Annotated in this window: 12 protein-coding genes and 1 pseudogene; 8 read left to right on the top strand and 5 right to left on the bottom strand. The window is 63.0% G+C overall.

Going from position 1 to position 20501, the window contains the following annotated elements; genetic code table 11:
- The first annotated feature begins 266 nt into the window (after nt 1-266).
- The gene (gene pulA, locus MCB86_RS16380) at nt 267-3386 is read left to right on the top strand and encodes a pullulanase-type alpha-1,6-glucosidase (protein WP_239611500.1); all 3120 of its coding nucleotides are present in this window, start codon (nt 267-269) and stop codon (nt 3384-3386) included.
- A 67-nt stretch (nt 3387-3453) separates the two neighbouring features.
- Here pulA and ccoM read toward each other — a convergent pair whose 3' ends face one another.
- The 4 genes and pseudogenes from ccoM to MCB86_RS16365 all read right to left on the bottom strand — a co-directional run bounded on the left by ccoM (nt 3454) and on the right by MCB86_RS16365 (nt 4864).
- A complete protein-coding gene (ccoM, locus tag MCB86_RS23030) occupies nt 3454-3564 on the bottom strand; it encodes a cytochrome c oxidase subunit CcoM (protein ID WP_045163220.1) in 111 nt (36 codons plus the stop codon).
- A gap of 224 nt (nt 3565-3788) precedes the next feature.
- The gene (locus tag MCB86_RS16375; RefSeq protein ID WP_196298684.1) at nt 3789-3950 is read right to left on the bottom strand and encodes a hypothetical protein; all 162 of its coding nucleotides are present in this window, start codon (nt 3948-3950) and stop codon (nt 3789-3791) included.
- Nucleotides 3947-4578: pseudogene (locus MCB86_RS16370) on the bottom strand (alpha-ketoglutarate-dependent dioxygenase AlkB). Before MCB86_RS16370 ends, MCB86_RS16375 begins: the two are co-directional and overlap by 4 nt.
- On the bottom strand, nt 4565-4864 hold the full coding sequence (locus tag MCB86_RS16365; RefSeq protein WP_045163222.1) for a hypothetical protein: 300 nt from the start codon (nt 4862-4864) through the stop codon (nt 4565-4567). The pseudogene MCB86_RS16370 and the gene MCB86_RS16365 overlap by 14 nt, the downstream one beginning before the upstream one ends.
- Before the next feature lie 186 nt (nt 4865-5050).
- Here MCB86_RS16365 and rapA point away from each other — a divergent pair, with 186 nt between their 5' ends.
- Nucleotides 5051-7900 carry an RNA polymerase-associated protein RapA gene (gene rapA / locus MCB86_RS16360; RefSeq protein ID WP_239611499.1) on the top strand — a complete coding sequence of 950 codons (2850 nt, stop codon included), beginning with the start codon at nt 5051-5053 and terminating at the stop codon, nt 7898-7900.
- A 71-nt stretch (nt 7901-7971) separates the two neighbouring features.
- On the opposite strand, the gene MCB86_RS16355 is transcribed toward rapA, so the two are convergent.
- Nucleotides 7972-12366 carry a DEAD/DEAH box helicase gene (locus MCB86_RS16355; RefSeq protein ID WP_239611498.1) on the bottom strand — a complete coding sequence of 1465 codons (4395 nt, stop codon included), beginning with the start codon at nt 12364-12366 and terminating at the stop codon, nt 7972-7974.
- Nucleotides 12367-12487: 121 nt separating this feature from the next.
- Between MCB86_RS16355 and MCB86_RS16350 the strand changes: the two genes are divergently transcribed.
- From MCB86_RS16350 to MCB86_RS16325, 6 genes are all read left to right on the top strand, one after another.
- The gene (locus tag MCB86_RS16350) at nt 12488-12799 is read left to right on the top strand and encodes a hypothetical protein (RefSeq protein ID WP_045163224.1); all 312 of its coding nucleotides are present in this window, start codon (nt 12488-12490) and stop codon (nt 12797-12799) included.
- Between the two features lie 30 nt (nt 12800-12829).
- Entirely contained in the window at nt 12830-13525 is a 696-nt protein-coding gene (locus tag MCB86_RS16345) for an SDR family oxidoreductase (protein ID WP_239611497.1), read from the top strand.
- Nucleotides 13526-13795: 270 nt separating this feature from the next.
- The gene (egtB, locus tag MCB86_RS16340) at nt 13796-15091 is read left to right on the top strand and encodes an ergothioneine biosynthesis protein EgtB (RefSeq protein ID WP_239611496.1); all 1296 of its coding nucleotides are present in this window, start codon (nt 13796-13798) and stop codon (nt 15089-15091) included.
- 3 nt (nt 15092-15094) lie between these two features.
- A complete protein-coding gene (gene egtD / locus MCB86_RS16335; protein WP_239611495.1) occupies nt 15095-16060 on the top strand; it encodes an L-histidine N(alpha)-methyltransferase in 966 nt (321 codons plus the stop codon).
- Nucleotides 16057-17814, top strand: a complete 1758-nt coding sequence (locus tag MCB86_RS16330) for a S8/S53 family peptidase (protein WP_045163294.1) — start codon at nt 16057-16059, stop codon at nt 17812-17814. The genes egtD and MCB86_RS16330 overlap by 4 nt, the downstream gene beginning before the upstream one ends.
- A 577-nt stretch (nt 17815-18391) precedes the next feature.
- A complete protein-coding gene (locus MCB86_RS16325) occupies nt 18392-20482 on the top strand; it encodes a glycoside hydrolase family 5 protein (protein ID WP_239611494.1) in 2091 nt (696 codons plus the stop codon).
- The last annotated feature ends 19 nt before the right edge of the window (nt 20483-20501 follow it).

Genomic DNA, 20501 nt, shown 5'->3' with positions numbered 1-20501 from the left:
CGCGACGCAAGGTCTGCTCGCAACGCCTTCCCGCAGGCGTTGCATCCGCCGCATACCGTTCATGAACGGTCGATAGCTCGGTTTGTAGCAGTTGCGGCAGACAGTCGAGCGAACCAGCGAAAAACTAAGCCGGACGAATACCAGCAGAACGCTATTACGGCCCTCGGCTACGCCCCGAAAGCATCTTCCATGGAGGATGCGCACAGTCGGCCACGCACCGACCATCCCGCAAGCGGTACAACAAGAACAACACCGGGACCTCATCCATGCTCATACGCTCGATTGCTTATCGGCGCCTGGCGGCGCTCGTCCTCGGCGGCTTTTCGCTAGCCATCCAAGCGGCTTCGGCCGTGCCGCTCGACCCTGGCCCCGACGAGGCTCTGCTGTACTACCAACGGGCCGATGGCAACTATGCCGGCTGGGGTCCACATCTGTGGAACACGGCGAGCTGCGCCGGCAGCCTGAACGAGACGAGTTGGGATCAGCCATTGCCCGCCGCCGGTATCGACCCGGACCATGGCGCCTACTACCGCATCGCCCTCACCGCCGACGCCGGTTGCCTGAATCTGATCATGCACAAGGGCGACGAAAAGGATCTGGGTGGTGATGACCTGGTTTGGCGCTTCGACGAAATCGGTCGCCGCGCCTTTACCCTCAGCGGCAACGCACAGCTCTCCGGCACCCCCATGAGCGGGCCCGCCGTGGCGATAAAGGGCGCCCGAGCCCACTGGCTCGACCCGTTCACCCTGGCACTCGTCGATGGCGCCCCCGACGCCAGCCGAATCGAACTGCGCTACTCCACCAGCGCCGACATTCGCATCGACAGTGAAACACGTACGGTCCGTGGCGGCACCGCGCTCGCACTGCAACCGGCGACCTTGCGCGACGGCCTCAAACGCCAGCATCCACACCTGGCCGAGGCACCGGCGTTCCATCTCTCCGCCCATGCCCGCGACCTGCGGCGCGCCGTAATGAGCCAGCTGGTGGTGGTCACCTATGACGACGATGACAAGGTGCTCGACGCCACTGAAGTGCAAACGGCCGGGATTCTCGACCTGCTGTTCGCCTATAACGGCGAACTCGGTGCACGCGTCGATGCACGTGGCGTGTCCTTCACGCTCTGGGCACCCACCGCGCAGCGGGTGCGCCTGCATGTGTTCGACGAGGCCAAGCGCCTGTTGCCCGGTTATCCGAAGATCATGCGAGAACGTCTCGGCGTGTGGAGCCTTGACGGCCCGCGCTCCTTGGATCGGCAGTATTACCAGTACGAGGTCACGGCTTACCGGCCCAGTACCGGCAAGATCGAGACGACGCTGGTCAGCGATCCCTACGCCCTGAGCCTGTCGCGCAACAGCCAGTACGCTCAGGTCGTCGACCTAGACGCCGACGATCTCAAGCCCTCCGGCTGGGATGCGCTGCGCCCACCGCACCCGGCACGCCCCGAAGCGAGCGTGATCTATGAAACCCATCTGCGCGACTTCAGTGCCAGCGACGCCAGCCTGCCTGCCGAACTACGCGGGACCTACGGCGCCTTCACCCACCCGGACAGCAACGGTATGCGGCATCTGCGCGACCTGAAAAATGCCGGGCTGACCCACGTGCAGCTGCTGCCGGTATTCGATATCGCCACCATCGATGAAGACCCGACCCGCCGCGTCGACCTCGACGACCCGTTCGCCAAGCTTTGCGATCTGTCTACCCAGGCCCGTGAAAACTGGTCGCAATACTGCAGCGCCGCGAGCATCCGCCTGGTGCTGCAAGGATTCGATCCGGCCAGCGGCCAGGCGCAAGCGCTGTATAACGACCTGCGCGCCCTGGACAACTTCAACTGGGGCTACGACCCCTTCCATTTCAGCGCACCTGAAGGCAGCTACGCCAGCGATGCCGAGGGCGCGCAGCGCATCATCGAATTCCGCCAGATGGTCCAGGCGCTCGCCAACGACGGCCTCGCCACGGTGATGGACGTGGTCTACAACCACACCAACGCATCAGGACTGACGGACAAGTCGGTGCTGGACAAGATCGTGCCCGGTTACTACCACCGCCGTAACCCATCCACCGGTGCCGTCGAAACCTCGACCTGCTGCGAAAACACCGCCAGCGAACACCGCATGATGGCCAAGCTGATGACCGATTCGCTGGAGGTCTGGGCACGCGACTACAAGATCGCCGGATTCCGCTTCGATCTGATGGGCCATCACCTGCGCAAGAATCTGGTCGATGCGTACCGCGCGGTGCGCAAGATCGACCGGGACACCTATTTCTACGGCGAGGGCTGGGATTTCGGCGAAGTCGCCGGCAATGCCCGGGGCATCAATGCCACCCAGCTGAACATGGCCGGTACCGGCATCGGCACCTTCAACGATCGGCAGCGCGACGCGGTTCGCGGCGGCAGTCCCTTCGACAGCGGCGAAAGCATCCGGCGCAATCAGGGCTTCGCCAATGGCCTTTATGTGGCGCCGAACGAGCTGACCGGCGCCGGCGCGCAGGAAAAGGCGCAGCTGCTGCATGCCGCAGACCTGGTCCGCGTTGGCATCGCCGGCGGACTGCGCGACTACCAGTTCGTCACCGCCGACGGCAGCACGCGCAGTGGTAGTCAGATCGACTACAACGGGCAGCCCGCCGGCTATACGCTCGACCCGCAGGAGACCATCAACTATGTCTCCAAGCACGACAACCAGACGCTATGGGACAACAACCAGTACAAGCTGCCGGTGGGTCTGCCCGTCGCCGACCGTGTCCGTTTGCAACTGCTGGCGTTGTCCGTGCCGCTGTTCAGTCAAGGCGTGCCCTTCATTCACCTCGGCTCGGATATCCTCCGTTCCAAATCCATGCAACGCGACAGCTACGACTCGGGCGACTGGTTCAATGCGGTGGATTTCAGCTACCAGGACAACAATTGGAACAAGGGCCTGCCGCGGGCCGATAAGGATGCTGACAACTGGCCGCTGGTCCGCCAAGTCATCGCCAACCCCCATACCAAGCCGAGCGCCGTGAACATAGTCGCGGCCAAGCGGCGCTTTCTGGAACTGCTGAAGATCCGGAGCGACAGCCCGCTGTTTCAGCTCGACAGCGCGCGCGAGGTGCAGCGCCGTTTGCGTTTTCACAACACAGGTCCAACGCAGCAGCCGGGTGTGATCGCCTTCAGCCTGGCCGATGGCCCTGGCGACGGCCGCGATCTCGACCGGCGCTACCAGGCGCTGATGGTGGTGTTCAACGCCTCTGCAGAGCGGGTTCGCCTACCTGGCGCTGACGGCTACCAGCCGCATCCGGTACAGCGGGATTCAAGCGACCCGATCAGCCGTCAAGCCAGGGTCGTCGCTGGCGAGTTCGAGGTACCGCCGTTCACCAGCGCCGTATTCCTGCAACCCCAACGCCGTCGTTGATTCACAGGCAAAAAAAAGGGCGACCTAAGTCGCCCAAATGCCTTGCGTGCTCTGTCTATCTGCGGAATCACTGCTTTTTGTGTGCATCCCGCCAGATGAAATATCCGAAACCGCCGAGGAAGGCGACCATCAGGCCGACCGTGACCACCCCTGCGAGCACCACATTATCGACGAACATGATTCCTGCCTCCCAAGCCGTTGTGCTGTCTGATGGCTGCATAGTCGTCCTCTCCCGCCAATAAAAAATTGACCGACGTCAATAGGCCCCAAGCCGACGGCAAAAGGCATCGCGGAAGCTGATCTGAGTCAAAAAAACGGAGGGGATCGGAGGGAGCTACGGAGGGCGCGACAGCATCGAACCGTCGCGGTGAGGCTTGGAGCGGCGCCTGGTTATGAGGCCTGTCAGCGCTTCTTCGGCTTGGTCTTGGACTTCTTCTTCGGCTTGGCTAGCGGCAGCGCCTGCTCGAACGCCTCACGCATCTCGGCAAGGCGCTTCTCCTTGATGTCGTGGATACGCTTTTCACGTTCGGTGCTGAGGTCGATCAGCTTTACTTCATGGCTCATACGGCTGGCTCGCAAGTGATCTGACGGAATGTCAGGTTGAGGCGCGGTTCGGTTACCTTGCGCGTCCTGGCGATCTGATGTTGCCAATAATGCTGCGTCGGTCCGCCCATGACCAGTAGCGATCCATGCTCGAGAGCGATTGAGTGCTGGATACGGCTGGCACCCTTGCGACGGAAATCGAAGCGCCGCGTCGCGCCCAGATTGAGCGAGACCACCAGCGGTTCCGAACCCAGTTCCGGCTCGTCGTCGCTGTGCCAGCCTATCGCGTCCTGGCCGTTGCGATAAAGATTGAGCAGCACGCCATTCATGTCCCGGTCAACTCTCGCTGCACCTGCTGGCGAATCTCGGCCAGCAAAGGCGTCCAGGGTAATGGATCGTGGATCAGACCCGAGTAACGCAGGCGCGCGCCAGGGTCGCCGTACCAGGCGACCAGCCGGGGCATGGCGAAGCGACGGCCATATAGCTTGAGCTCGGGTTGCGACCAGGGCGTTTGTACCAGCAGCTCTTCCAGCCACTGATCGGCGGTTTCTGCACTGATCCATTGTGGCAGGTAGCGCAGATCAGCCTGCGGCAGGTCGTTCATTGGATCGCCGTTGTGCTCAGCAGGCGGCTCGTCATACCTCGACATCAACCCACAGACCTTGGCGTGGCAGCTCCTCGAGTGCGTCCTGATCCTCTTCGGCAGTCTCGCCTTCGGCCAGTTCCTGCGGGCTGTAACCACGCCGACGTTGCCGCCTACGCTGTTCGTCGCGCAGCATCTGTTCGGCTTCTTGCGGGTGTCGCCGATCGAGCCCCACCGAACTTTCATTGGCGCTTGGCTGCACCGGAGCTACCGGGGCCACCTCCGGCCGCGGTTTGACCACATCCTGTTGGGCGGTAACCTGAACGGTGCCCGGTGGAATGATTGGCAGCATCTGTGCTCTCCCATGAGCAGCCCCAAGTTCGATCGGTGTCTTTATGCGGGCTTGCACCAGTTGATCGGCTGAATTGCGGTCGACTTTAACAGCAACGCTACACTGCCTATCGAATCGGCATCTGTCGTCGCTCTATCGGCAGGGTTCCGTTACCATAGCGCGCTTTTTTCACAGGCGGGAGGCAGCATGGCGCAGCAGTATCTACCGGGGCAACGCTGGATCAGCGACAGCGAAGCGGAACTCGGTCTGGGAACCATCCTCATGCAGGATGGGCGGATGCTCACCGTGCTCTACCCGGCGACCGGCGAAACCCGCCAATACGCCGCACGCAGTGCCCCGCTGACCCGCGTGCGCTTCGTTCCCGGTGATGAAATCACCCATTTCGAAGGCTGGAAGATGACCGTGCGCGAAGTCGACGACGTCGACGGGCTGCTGGTCTATCACGGTCTGACCGCGCAGAACGAAGCCCGTACTCTGCCGGAAACCCAGTTGTCGAACTTCATCCAGTTCCGCCTCGCCAGCGACCGCCTGTTCGCTGGCCAGATAGACCCGCTGAATTGGTTCAAGCTGCGTTACCACACACTGGAAAATCAGAGTAAACAGCTGACCTCTTCACTTTGGGGCCTGGGCGGCGTGCGCGCGCAACCCATCGCGCACCAGTTGCACATCGCCCGCGAAGTCGCCGACCGCATCGCCCCGCGCGTGCTGCTGGCCGACGAAGTGGGTCTGGGCAAAACCATCGAAGCCGGCCTGGTGATCCATCGCCAACTGCTGTCGGGGCGCGCCAACCGCGTGCTGATCCTGGTTCCGGAGAACCTGCAGCATCAGTGGCTGGTGGAAATGCGTCGCCGCTTCAACCTGCAGGTCGCGCTATTCGACGACGAGCGCTTCATTGAGAGCGATGCCAGCAACCCGTTCGAAGACACTCAGCTGGCTCTGGTCTCGCTGGAATGGCTGAAGGACGACGAACGTGCCCAGGACGCCGCCTTCGCTGCCGGCTGGGATCTGCTGGTGGTGGACGAAGCGCACCACCTGGTCTGGCATCCGGAAGATGCCAGCGCCGAATACAAGCTGGTCGAACAGCTGGCCGAAGTGATTCCCGGCGTCTTGCTGCTGACCGCGACGCCCGAGCAACTGGGCCAGGAAAGCCACTTCGCCCGCCTGCGCCTGCTCGACCCCAACCGTTTCCACGATCTCGAAGCCTTCCGTGCCGAAAGCGCCAGCTACCAGCCGGTCGCCCAGGCGGTACAGGAGCTGCTCGACGAGGGCCGCCTGTCACAGGAAGCGCACCAGACCATCCACGATTTCCTCGGAGCCGAAGGCGAAGCGCTGCTCGCTGCGGCCACCGATGGCGACATCGAAGCCAGCAGCCGATTGATCCGCGAACTGCTCGACCGCCACGGCACCGGCCGCCTCTTGTTCCGCAACACCCGCGCCGCCGTACGCGGCTTCCCCGAGCGCCAGCTGCATCCTTATCCGCTGCCCTGCCCGGCCGAATATCTGGAGCTGCCACTGGGCGAGCATGCAGAGCTGTATCCGGAAGTCAGCTTCCAGACCCAGCAGGAAGTACCCGATGCGCAGAATCGCTGGTGGACGTTCGATCCGCGTGTCGAATGGCTGATCGACACCCTGAAGATGCTGAAGAAATTCAAAGTGCTGGTTATCTGCGCCCACGCCGAGACCGCGCTGGATCTCGAAGACGCTCTGCGCGTGCGCTCAGGCATCCCCGCTACCGTGTTCCATGAAGGGATGAGCATCCTCGAGCGCGACCGCGCCGCCGCCTACTTCGCCGACGAGGAGTTCGGCGCGCAGGTGCTGATCTGCTCCGAGATCGGCAGCGAAGGCCGTAACTTCCAGTTCGCCCATCACCTGGTGCTGTTCGATCTGCCGTCTCACCCCGACCTGCTGGAACAGCGCATCGGTCGTCTCGACCGGATCGGTCAGGCGCACATCATCCAGCTGCACGTGCCCTATCTGGAAACCAGCCCGCAGGAACGCCTGTTCAAGTGGTATCACGAAGCGCTGAACGCCTTCCTCAACACCTGCCCCACCGGCAACGCCCTGCAGCATCAGTTCGGCCCGCGCCTCCTGAACCAGTTGGAGGAAGGTGACGACGACGAATTCCAGAAACTCATCGACGAAGCCCGCGCCGAGCGCGAGCGGCTGGAAGCCGAGTTGCACGCCGGCCGTGACCGTCTGCTGGAGCTCAATTCCGGCGGTGGCGAACAGGGCAAGGCGCTGGTCGAAGCCATCGAGGAGCAGGACGACCAGTTCGCCCTGCCGATCTACATGGAAGAACTGTTCGACGCCTTCGGCATCGACAGCGAAGACCATTCCGAGAACGCGCTGATTCTGCGTCCCAGCGAAAAGATGCTCGACGCCAGCTTCCCGCTGGGCGACGACGAAGCCGTGACCATCACCTACGACCGCGAGCAGGCACTGGCGCGCGAAGACATGCAGTTCCTCACTTGGGAACATCCCATGGTGCAGGGCGGCATGGACCTGGTGCTGTCCGGCTCCATGGGCAACACCGCGGTGGCGCTGATCAAGAACAAGGCACTCAAGCCCGGCACCGTCCTGCTGGAACTCTTGTTCGTCAGTGAAGTGGTGGCGCCGCGTGCGCTGCAGCTCAATCGCTTCCTGCCGCCGCTGGCGTTGCGTTGCCTGCTGGACTCGAACGGCAACGACCTGGCACCCAAAGTCGCGTTCGAGACGCTGACCGATCAGCTGGAAAGCGTCCCGCGGGCCAGCGCCAACAAATTCATCCAGGCCCAGCGCGATGTATTGGCGGTGCAGATTTCCGATGCCGAAGCCAAGATCGCCCCGCGTCATAACGAGCGTGTCGCCGAAGCGCAGCGCAAGCTCAAGGCCAGTCTCGACGAAGAGTTGGCGCGCCTGACCGCGTTGCAGTCGGTCAATCCGAGCGTGCGCGACAGCGAGATCGAAGCTCTGCGCAAGCAGCGTGAAGAAGGCCTGACGATGCTGGAAAAAGCCGCACTGCGCCTGGAGGCAATTCGGGTGCTGGTCGCCGGCTGATTCAGGCCTGGAGGGTCCGGAAGGCCGGTTGCGAGCGCTCGCAGCCGGCCTTTTCATTGGCAGCCTCGCACCTAACGGCGCGTCACCGCGAGCAGTTGCCGCGCCTTGCGCTGATCGTCTTCGTCGAGTTCCGCCAGCAGCTCCGGTTTGCCGGCGATCAACCAACCCAGCGGGACACCGTCGCGATAGAGAATTCGATTGCCCGCCACCGCTGGCACGCGATCACCCGGCAGTAAGGTCCCGACCTGATTCAGCGGGTCGACCGCTGAGACCGCGATCATTTCCCCTGACGTTGGCCGCTTGCGGATTTCGCGCAGCAGACCGACGGCCTCCGGCAACGCGAACTGTTCGCCAGGCAGGCCGGCAACGAAGCGACCGCCCCGAATTTCGCCACGCGCCTCGAGCCGGTGGTAAACGCGCAGCAGGTCACGCCACGGCGGCAACCAGTCCGCTTCGCGATCCAGCAATCGCCAGAACACCACGCCGTAACGGCGCAGCAGCACCATGGCGATGTGTTCCAAGGCGTCAGGATCGAATGATCGGCGTAGCGGCGTGGGATCGACCATCGGAGCGGGTCCCTTGCGTACCAGCGCCCAGCGCCCCGCATCGGCCATACCGCCGATGAACGCGCCGCCGCGGCTCTGTCGCGTAGCGCGCGGACGCTTGGCCGCCGGCGCCAACAACGCGCGCAGGCCCGCGAAGCTGTCCGCATTGACCAATCCCACGGCGACCAGCTCGCCGAGCGCATCCTCCAACTCGCTACGTAGCAGATGCGCCTCGTGTTGCAGCTCGTCGAAGAACAGTGCGCCCTGCGCCTGCAATGTCTCGAACACCCGCTGCGCGCGTGACGACAGTTCTGGCTGCGGTGCTTCGCTGGCCAGCGCATGCCAGGCGGCCAGATGCCGGCGCGGCAGCAAGACGATCGGTGTACCGCGCACCGGACCGCTGCTGGCCTTGATACGTCCGGCCAGACGGGTCCAGACGATACGCCCGGCACGACAGAGTTCGTCCAGCCAGGTGCCGCCGTAGTCGTGCAACCGTGCAGGCAATAGTTCGCTTTCCCAGGCCCCGGCGGCGGCCTGGAAGCCTTCAAGCTGCTCGACCACGGGGCCGAGCGCGTCACGCCCCTGCATTCGTGTCGCGTCGGAAAGATGCTGCCAGTCGAATAGAAACCGCATGAAATCGGCGCGCTCCACCGGCTCGATCTCGCGGCGCAGGCGCTTGACCGTGTAGCGGTGGATGCGCGCCAGCAAGTGCCGCTCGCACCATTCTTCCTCACTTGCCCCTGGCGTGAAGCGACCGCGCAGCACATAACCTTCGGATTCCAGTCGAGTCAGCGCCAGCGCTACGGCCGACGCCGGCAAGGCCAGCGGCCTGGCGATCAGCGGGACCGGCAAGGGGCCGAAGCCGGTCAGCCGCGCACGGATCAGCTCGACCAATGCGTCTTCTTCGCTCGACAGCTGGTCGAAGCCTGGCAATGGCGTCAGGGCCGGCTCGCAACGAGCGCCGGGGTAGATCGACTGCAACAGCGCCAGGCGCTCGATGGGCAGCCAGAGCGCGCGATCCTGCGCGACCTGCATGCGGGTCGCGCGTCCGCCACGGGCCAGTTCGCTCAACCAGGCAGGCCACTGCGAATCGGCCTGCGTATCGGCTTCGGCCAGGCAACCCAGCCCCATCAGCGCTTCGTGCAATTCGTCCGGATGGCGCGCCTGTGGCCAGGCCTCCTCACGTACCGCGTCGATGGCTGCGGCGTCCAGTGCACCGAGGTCGGCGCTGGACTCAGGATCGGTCCAGCGCCGATTGAGCACCGCCTGGGTGCGGCGCTCTTCCAGCGGTGCATCATCGAGGAAGGCATAAGGGCGCGCGCCGAGCACTTCCATTGCCAACGGTGATGGCGTCGGCAGGTCGCGCGCCAAGATTTCGATCTCGCCGTTTTCGATGCGCCGCAGCAGAGCCAGCCAGCCCTTACTGTCCATGGCGTCATGCAGGCAGTCATCCAGCGTCTGCGCCACTAGCGGATGCTCGGGAATCTCGCGCTCGCCGACGATGTTTTCCAGGCAGGCCACCTGATCGGGAAAGACCGTGGCGAGCAGGTCTTCACTTTTCATCCGCTGCAGCTGCGGCGCCACCTTGTGTCCGCCCGCCATCCGGGGCAACGCCAACGCGGTGGTCGCGTTCCAGCGCCAGCGCACGCCGAACAGCGGTGCATCGAGCAGTGCCTGGATCAGCACGCCTTCGGCGCTATTGGAGTGCAGGTACCGCCACACCTCCTCAAGCGGAAAGCTGTGACTGGTGGACAACGAGAGGATAATCGCGTCCTCGGTCGCGGCGGCTTGCAGTTCGAAGTTGAAGGTGCGACAGAATCGCTTGCGCAACGCCAAGCCCCAGGCGCGGTTGATCCGGCTGCCAAACGGCGAATGGATGACCAATTGGGTTCCGCCGGACTCGTCGAAGAAGCGCTCCATGATCAGCCGCTGCTGAGTCGGCAGCGCGCCCAGCGCGGAACGCGAGCGCGCCAGGTATTCGACGATCTGCCGAGCGGCGGCGTCCGGCAGGTCGAGGGCGTCGGTGAGCCAATCAATGGCGGGCTGAAGCCGTCCGCCAGTTTCTACAGGCGTCAGCTCGCCGGCCAACGCCGAGGCCGACTCATACTCGTGAGCCTGCTCGCGCCTGCAGGCTTCGGCGGCGCCCAGACGTGCATCGATCACGCCGCGCAGCCTCGCCACCGCCAACGACAGCTCATCGCTACGCCCTGGCGCCTCACCCAACCAGAACGGGATGTTCGGCGGCTGGCCTTGGGCGTCCTCGACCCGGACCCGCCCGGGCTCGATCCTGATGATGCGATAGGCGGTATTGCCCAGCTGAAACACGTCGCCGGCCAGGCTCTCCACGGCGAAATCCTCGTTCACCGTGCCGATGTTGAAGCCCTGCGGCTCGAGCAGCACCGCGTAATCGGCGTTGTCGGCGATGGTTCCGCCGGAGGTCAGCGCCGTCAGCCGGCTGCCGCGCCGGCCACGCAAGCTATGGTTGACCACATCACGATGCAAATAGGCGCCTCGCGCACCATGGCGGGTGGTGTAACCCTCGGCGAGCATAGTCAGCAAAGCCTGATAGCGCGCCTCGCCGAGGGTCGCGTAGGGCATCGAACGTCGGATCAGCGCCAGTAGTTCATCCTCGGTCCATTCACGGCAGGACACCTCGGCGATGATCTGCTGCGCCAGTACGTCCAGCGGCGCGTCTGGGACCACCAGCCTATCCAGTTCACCGCGACGCACGCTGTCGAGCAAGGCGGCGCATTCGATCAGGTCGTCGCGCGAGCTGGGGAACAATCGCCCTTTGGAGACGCCAGCGACCTGGTGTCCAGCCCGACCGACACGTTGCAGAAAGGCGGCGATCGAGCGCGGCGAACCCAACTGGCAGACCAGCTCGACATCGCCGATATCGATGCCCAGCTCCAGCGATGCGGTAGCAATCAGCACGCGCAGTTCGCCGCGTTTGAGCCGCTGTTCGGCGTCCAATCGCTGTTCGCGCGCCAGGCTGCCATGGTGCGCAGCCACCACCGCGTTGCCGAGGCGCTCGCTGAGATGCCGCGCGGCGCGCTCGGCCATGCGGCGCGTGTTGACGAAGACCAAGGTGGTGCGATGCTCGCCAGCCAACGCCGCCAGCCGGTCGTAAACCAGTGCCCATACGTCGTTGCTCATCACCGCTTCCAGCGGCACCGGTGGCACCTCCAGCGCCAGGTCGCGCGCGCGACCATGACCGATATCGACGATTTCGCAGCGGCGCCCGACACCAACGAGAAAATCGGCCACCGCTTCAATGGGCTTCTGTGTCGCCGACAGACCGACCCGCACCAGCGGGCGCCCGCAGAGCGCTTCGAGCCGCTCCAGTGACAAGGCGAGGTGACTGCCACGCTTGTTGCCAGCAATCGCATGAATCTCGTCGACGATCACGCTGCGCACGCCCGCCAGCATCTGCCGACCGGATTCGGAGCCTAGCAGCACATAGAAGGATTCCGGGGTGGTCACCAGGATATGCGGGACCCGCTTGCGCATGGCCGCGCGCTCGGCTTGCGGGGTATCGCCTGTGCGCACGGCCGTCCGGATTTGCAGCGTCGGCAGGCCGAGTCGCTCCAGCTCGGCGGATATTCCTGACAGCGGCTGCTCGAGATTCAGATGGATATCGTTGGACAGCGCCTTGAGCGGCGACACGTAGAGCACCGCCGTTTCGTCCGGCAGGCCACCCTCGTCCAGGCTCTGTTTGACCAGCTGATCCAAGGCCGCGAGAAAGGCCGTCAGGGTCTTGCCCGAGCCGGTTGGCGCCGCAACCAGAGTCGACTGGCCGGAACGGATCAGCGGCCATGCACGCGTCTGGGCCGGGGTCGGAGCAGCGAAGCTGCGGTTGAACCAGCCGGCAACCGCCGGGTGGAAAGCGGCCAGCGGGTCGTAGTCAGGGATCGGTTTCATGCTCCGAATATGCTGCCGCCGCGGCTCGGCTACAAGAGCGAGCAAGCGCAGCCCGTCGCCTGCCGGAAACGGCGGCTCGCCGCGGCGGTCCACTTCAGACAGTCAGACGACGGAGAACGCCATGAGAACCCCACCACTGAATCTCGACGATGCGATGCAACTGGTCAGCGAAGCCTTCCTTCCATGCGGCTGCGTGACCAGTGCCAACCCGGACGAAGACAGTTTCGGCTTTACCGTCATGTCCGGCAGCGGCATCGAAGTGCTGCGGGTGCCCAGCGTGTCCAGGGAGCAATACAGCAACCCGCAACATCTGGGCAGCGTCATCGAGCAGGCGCGACTGGAGGTTGAGGACAAGGATCATCGACTCGAACCCTGGACCATGCCGGTGCTCGCTGATGACACCGGCATTCCGGAAACGCCACCGAACTACTGAAGCCTTTAGCAGCCACCGAGCGAGGATGACATGAGCGACTTCGTTCTTCTGATTACCGGCGCGTCCTCCGGGATCGGCGCGGCCACGGCCCGACTGGCCGCCGAGGCGGGTTATCGCGTGGCGCTGGCCGCGCGCTCCGAACAGAAGCTCGCGCAATTGGTGAGCGATCTCGGCGGGCCGGCGCACGCCCTGGCGATCCGCTGCGACGTCAAGGAATACGGAGACCAGGAGGCCATGGTGCAGCAGGTGCTGGACCATTTCGGACAGCTCGATGCGGTCTACGCCAACGCCGGCATACCGGGCAGCGAGGGTGGCTTCAGCGGTGCCGACCCTGAAGTGTGGCGTGAGATGTTACTGACCAACGTCTATGGCGTCGGCCTGACCCTACGCTGCAGTCTCGAGGCGCTCAAGGCCAGCCGTGGTCACCTGCTCCTGACCGGCTCCGCCGCCGGGCGTTTCGTCATTCCCGGTTCGATGTACAGCGCCAGCAAGTGGGCGATCACCGGGATGGGGCTGAGCGTGCGCGAAGAATTACGCGGCACCGGCGTGCGGGTCACGCTGATCGAGCCGGGCATGGTCGACACACCGTTGTTCGACAAGCCGCCCGCCTATGCCCTGCAGCCCGAGGACATCGGCCGGGCAGTGGTTTACGCGCTCTCGCAGCCAGCACATGTGGATGTCAACGAGATGCTGATCCGGCCTACCCCGCCGATCGAAAACCGCTGAGCCGATGGAGCGCAGGGACCGAGCGGGCTTGACCAAGACGTCTCGCCTGTTCGTTCGGCGCGTTTTCCAGCGATTAGCCGGCAGCGCCTTTCGCATTCGGATGTGTACTGCTTTCATCAAAGGCGACATGAACCCATGCAAGGCTCTCGCAGCAGCAGCGGCAGAAACTTTTGCGCCTCGCTTCGGGTCGCTATAGAGGCGCCTTGCGGCCGTTCCAGGCGTTGAGCATTCGGGGATCGAACTTCGGGTATCGAACAAAGGGGGAAGCCCATGGGCAACCTGGCCGAACAGCCAAAACAGCAACCGGCACTCGCCGAGCTGGACTATCTGCTGCAGCGCTACCGACAGGTGCGCGCCACCAGCGAGGCGATCTGTGCACCCTTGCAGATCGAGGATTACGTCATCCAGAGCATGCCCGACGTCAGCCCGCCGAAATGGCATCTGGCGCACGTCAGCTGGTTCTTCGAGGCCTTCCTGCTCAAGCCCTATCTTGCGCGCTACAAGCCGCTCGACACGACCTATGACCATCTGTTCAATTCCTACTACGAAACGCACAGCACGCCCTTCCCCCGAGCCCAACGCGGTCTGATCTCACGGCCCGGTGTGGACGAGGTGTATCGCTTCCGCCAGCATGTAGACCGTGCCATGGACGAACTGCTGGCCAATCCTCCACAGCAGCATGCCGCCGAGATCCTGCGCCGGGTGGAACTGGGCCTGCAGCACGAACAGCAGCATCAGGAACTGCTGCTGATGGACATCAAACACATCCTGGCGCAGAACCCCTTGCACCCGGTTTACCGGAGCGACCTGAAGTCGGCGCCGACACTGCACAACGACCGTCTCCGCTGGCACGACTATGCCGGTGGCGTGCGCCACATCGGCCACGCCGATAGCGGCTTCGCCTTCGATTGCGAGACACCGCGGCATCGGCAGTTCCTTGAGGATTTCCAGTTGGCCGATCGGCCGATCAGCAACCGAGAGTATCTGTCGTTCATCGCCGATGGCGGTTATGCCCGCAGCGAGCTCTGGTTGTCTGATGGCTGGGCGCAAATCCAGCAGTGCGGCTGGCACGCGCCGCTGTACTGGCAGCGCCTGGACGATGCTTGGCATGAGATGACCCTGGGCGGTCTACGACCACTGGATCTGGAGGCGCCGGTCTGCCACGTCAGCTTCTACGAGGCCGATGCTTACGCACGCTGGGCCGGCGCCCGGCTTCCCAGCGAGGCCGAGTGGGAAGTCGCGGCGACGGACCAGCCACTGCGCGGCAATTTTCTCGAGAGCGACCATCTACAGCCAGTCGCGGCGAACACGCCCCATGAAGGGCCGGCGAAACTGTTCGGTGATGTCTGGGAATGGACTGCCAGTGCCTACCGCCCCTACCCCGGTTTCCATCCTTTGGAAGGCAGCCTGGGCGAATACAACGGCAAATTCATGTCCGGCCAGATGGTCCTGCGCGGCGGCTGCTGCGCTACGCCGGAAGCCCATATCCGCGCCACCTACCGCAACTTTTTCCAACCGGCCATGCGCTGGCAATTCGCCGGGCTGCGCCTGGCCAGGGAGCTATGACCAATGGCATTAGCCGTTCATTTCCATGACCAGACACAACCGGCACACGATACGTCCTTGCGTGACGAAGCGCTGGCGGGGTTCGCCGCGGCGCCCAAGCGAATCTCGCCGAAGTTCTTCTATGACCGGCGCGGCTCCGAGCTTTTCGAGCAGATCTGTCTGCAGCCGGAGTACTACGTGACCCGCACCGAGGAAAAGATTCTTGCAAACGCAGCGAACGACATCCTCGAGATCGCCGGGCCACAGACCGACCTGATCGAACTGGGCAGCGGCGCCAGCCGCAAAGTGCGCCTGCTGCTCGAAGGCCTGCGACCGGTCAGCTATCTGGGCATCGACATCTCCGAAGACTTTCTGCTCACCAGCACCCAGCGTCTGGCGGCGGACTACCCCTGGCTGGAGGTGCATGCGGCGTGCGCTGATTTCTCTGACGAGCTGAAGCTGCCGGACGATTTCACGCTTCACCATCCGCTGGTGTTTTTCCCCGGTTCAAGCATCGGCAATTTCACTCCACTGGAGGCTCGCAAGCTGCTCGGCCACCTGCACGAAATCCTTCCGCCCGGTGGTGGCGTGTTGATTGGCGTCGACCTGATCAAGGACAGAGATGTGCTTGAGGCGGCCTATAACGACCGTGCTCACGTGACGGCGGCCTTCAACCTCAACGTGCTGCAGCGCATCCGCCAAGAGCTGGATAGCGATATCGACCCCTCACGCTTTACCCACCGGGCTTTCTTCAATGAACAGGATTCGCGCATCGAGATGCACCTGGTCAGCCGCGAGGCACAGGACGTGACCATCGAAGGCCAGCGCTTTCATTTCGATGCCGGCGAAAGCCTGCACACCGAGAACTCCTACAAGTACACCTTGGGATCTTTCGCCGACCTGGCCAATAGCGCTGGCTTCGACTGCAGTGGTCAATGGACCGATTCCCGCGACCTGTTCAGCGTGCACTATCTGCAATGTCGGCAATGAGGACAGCACGGCTTTTCCTGTCGATCGGTCTTGTGCTCGGAGCGTTGAATCCGAGCCCGGCAATGGCCGAGCCCGCTCCGTTACGCATCAAGGAGGTACAACGCTGCGGTGACCTCTTCGCCACCGATCTGCTGACCTTCTGCCTGCGCGGTACCGGGCTCGGCGACGGCGAGACCAGGTTGATGCTCGGCGGAAAACCGGTCGAAAGCTCGCCGACCGGCGAAGGCAACCTGCGCCTGTCGCTGCGTAAGGCTGAGCACCAGAGCGGACCGCTCTGGCTCGAACAGGGCGAACGCCGGAGCAACCCGGTGTGGCTGTCACTGAACGGCAGCCATGTGCTGGCGGCGGGCCCTGACGAGGTGGCGAAGAACATGGACGGGCTGAATACCTATCTGAACCTGATCAGCCTGATCATCGAAGAAAACCACGACGGCCTGGACGAAGCGCGCCGCCTGGCCAGCAAATATGGCGCCGAAGTGGTCGGCGCCATCGCACCGCTCAATACCTATCAGTTGCGCCTGCCGGTGAAAGACCTGACCGAGCGAGACGCCATGGTGCTGCGTCTGGGTAGTGAGGTGAGCGTGGATGCGGTGGTCGTCGAAGAATCCGGCCCTGAGGAGCCGGTGGAACAGGACCGTGGCAAGAAGCCCCGGAACAGTGAATGGGTCGCCAATCGGTTCCTCGACGCCGTGGATTATTACCGGCATCGCCTGCCGGCCCAACAGAGCTCGGCCAAGATGCATCCGGTGCGCATCGGCGTCATCGAACGCAATCTCGACTTCGACTCGCCCGAATTCGCCCAATACATCGGTGATTGCGAACCGCAGGCGCCGCGCACCTGCGTCTACGCCAGGGATGCTGAAGACCCCACCGAGCACGGCACCACGGTAACCGGCATTCTCGCCGCGCGCAGTGAGGAACCCGGCGACAGCGGCTTTCTGAGCGCACTGGAACCGGCCAGCGCCGGCTTCGAGGTCATCGTCGAGCGCAACTCCGATGCTGGCATCACCGCCAACGTCGCCGCCTCGGTCAATCTGGTCGAGGACGGTGTGCGAGTACTGAACTGGAGTTGGGGCATCCACCGCGTTGGCGCGCGGGACGTCGAGGGCGAAGAGGTCGATTCGCTGATTCGCTCCGGCATTGCCATGAGCGGCTACGAGGAATTGCTCGAGGAGTTCTTTCTCTGGCTGCGCCGCGAGCATCCCGATGTGCTGGTGGTGAACTCTGCGGGCAATGGCTCGGCCCATTCCGGCCAGGACGACTACCGGCTGCCCTCCTCGTTCATCACCGAGCAATTGCTGGTCGTCGGGGGCCACCAGCGCAACGGCAAGCGTGACGTTCCGGTCACGCATCCCGAATACGTCACCAAACGGCCTTCGTCGAATGTCGACATGCGTGTCGACATCACCGCCTCGGCCTGCACCCGCGCTGCAACGCTGGAACCCGGCAAACGCGGCGACGTGCATTGCGGTACTTCATACGCCACGCCGATGGTGACCGGGGTCGTTGCGGCGATGCTCTCGATCAATCCGCAGCTTGCACCTGATCAGCTGCGTGAGCTGCTGCGCCGCAGCGCACTGACCATCGGCCGCGACCATGATTTCGAAGCGGCAGAGGCCGACGACCTGACCGCACCGATCCTGCCATCGGAGCGCAGCTATCAGCTGAACAATCAGGACATCGGCCGCTCGGCTCGGCTGGACATGCGCAAGGCGCTGGAGCTGACTTTCGACAGTCTGAATCAGGCGCGTTAACCGCCTCGGTCAACTGGGCCATTCAGCCTCCCGGCTGCTGCGGTTGCATGCCGAAGCACACTCCCAGAAGTGCCGCTCTTTCATCTAACGCGTTTTATTGCAGCGCCTACAAGTGCGTCGTTAACGCTTCGCTTGTTCTCTTATCTTGCTCCTCGCGAAACATCCTGTAATAAACAATCATCGCTACCTCCGCCTAACAGAACTAACAAACGAAACGGCACTTGTCAGCGCGAAATAATCGCACCTCCAGCAAATACAATTAAAAATACTTATATATCAGCTATTTATGTACACATATAACTAATAGCTGATTGCTATCAAATAATGTCACTATGCAATTAAATAATCAAAGATATGGTTATTGGCGATTTACCGGCGCCAAAATAATTTTACTATCCGTTGTTCGATCTATATAACGCCTATCCATACAAAGCGAGTCGCCGGCTCCGTCGTTTCGCTGCGTTGTGTATTAGGTGGCGTCGTCGGCAGTGCTTCGTTTGTTACATCACTCCGAGAATGCTTCCGAATTTTTTAAAAGGCACTCGTGCCTTTTGTCGTATTAAGTCCGGAGATATCAATGTCCCTCAGAGCAGTTTCGAACGTGCCAAGGGCGGTACTGGGTGCCGTCGTGCTGGCCGCCATGTTCGGGGTCGCGACGCCGATCCAGCAGGCATACGCAGCCACGTCAACAACGAACACCCTTCAGACCGTCGCCACCGCTCAGGTCAACGACTTCACCAGCCCCCAGTGGAACAAGGGCATCTGGCGCCAGTCCGCCGGGTTCTCCATTCCAGCGACGTCAGCCAGCAAAGCAGCTTTCAAGAAAGGTGCGCAGGTGAGGCTGGCGAATGGCCAGATTCGCACCGTGAAGGTCGTCTATTTTTCCGGCGCCCACATGAGCGTGATGCTGTCGGGTGCGACGCTCGACGCTGCGGCCGCCGGCTATCCACGCACCGTTGCAGCGCTGGGCTCGGCGCCGGTTTCCAGCACGCCGCCGGCGACATCCGCACCGACGCCGAGCACGACGACCCACAGCAGCGCCATCAACAACTACACCAACAGCGACTGGCTGAATGGGGTGTGGCGTAAGTCGGCGGGCTTCTCGATTCCCCTGAACACCACCAACCGCTCTGTATTCAAACCCGGCGCCTCGGTGAAAATCGCAAACGGCCAGATCCGCACCATTACCGCCGTGTACACTTCCGGCAGCAACATGAGCGTGATGCTCTCGGGCAGCACCCTCAGCGGTACGCTCGGCTACCCGAACAAATTGTTCTCGACTACCAGCACGGCGGCACCAACCCCGGCCCCGTCCGCGCCGAGTCAACCCTCTACGCCCGTGGTCACGCCGCCTGCGAACCAGACGCCAGCTCAGGTCGTGGCACTGAACGCCTTCAACGGCGGCGACTTCGTCAATGGCATCTACAACACCAGCAAGTTCAACGGCGTATCGGTCAAGGCGACGGCTGAGAACAAGGCCGCATTCCATAAAGGCGCGAAGATCCGATTCGCCGATGGCCAGATTCGCACCATCAAGCTGATCTACCAATCTGGCGGTAACATGACCGTCATGGTCGATGGCGGCACCCTCAACGGTAAGGCCGTGGGTTATCCGCGCACCGTCTCGGTCAGCAACACGGGATTCAACACGCAGACCCCGAACGCCGGCAGCCAGACACCCGCTACCGGCGGCGCGCCGGCAAACCCGATCAATCTGGTGGGCATCAACCTGGCGGGTGCCGAATTCGGCGCCGACGTCGCGCTACCCGGCACCTATCTGAAACAGTACATCTACCCCGGCGAAGCGGACTTCAAACGCTACGCCGAACGCAACCTGAAGCTGGTACGCCTGCCGTTTCGCTGGGAGCGCATCCAACCGCGGCTTAACGGCGAATTGAACCGCGCCGAGCTTGGACGTCTTCTGGCGACGCTCAACCATGCCAGGAAATACGACATGCAGGTCATCCTCGACATGCATAACTACTATCGCTACTACGGAAAAATGATTGGCTCCAATGAAGTACCGGTGAGCGCCTTCGCCGATACCTGGAAGCGCATCGCGCAGCAGGTCGCCAATCACCCGGCGGTCTATGGCTACGGTTTGATGAACGAGCCGCACACCACCAACGGCAAGTGGCCCGTCGCCGCCCTTGCGGCCGCGAAAAGCATTCGCAGCGTCGATTCGCAACGCTGGGTGATCATCGCCGGCGATCGTTGGTCGAGCGCGTTCCACTGGCCGTCCTATAACACCAAGCTGGTCAGCGACCCTTGGATGCGCGATGCGAAAAACAACCTGATGTTCGAAGCCCACCTGTATTTCGACAAGGACTACTCCGGCTACTACACGAACAGGAACGAGGTTTATGACCCGATGATCGGCGTGGTCAGAGCCAAGCCTTTCGTCGAATGGCTTAGCAAGTACCGCCTGCGAGGCTTTATCGGCGAACACGGCGCACCGGACTTCTCACCCTCGGCCGTCGCCGCGACGGACAACCTGCTCCGCTATCTGGGCCAGCATTGCATTCCGAGCACCTACTGGGCAGCCGGGCCCTGGTGGAACGACTATCCGTTGTCGCTGGACGTCAAAAACGGTAAGCCACGTCCGCAGCTGCCGGTATTGCAAAAGCACGCCGCCAACAAGACGTGCGGAGCGGTCGGCCCGCTGTAATCGGCCATCGTGGTCGGCT

Source organism: Pseudomonas sp. KSR10 (assembly GCF_022355455.1).
GTDB classification, from domain to species: domain Bacteria; phylum Pseudomonadota; class Gammaproteobacteria; order Pseudomonadales; family Pseudomonadaceae; genus Stutzerimonas; species Stutzerimonas stutzeri_E.
The sequence above is the reverse complement of the archived record's forward strand: the minus strand, read 5'-3'. Positions and strand labels throughout refer to the sequence as shown.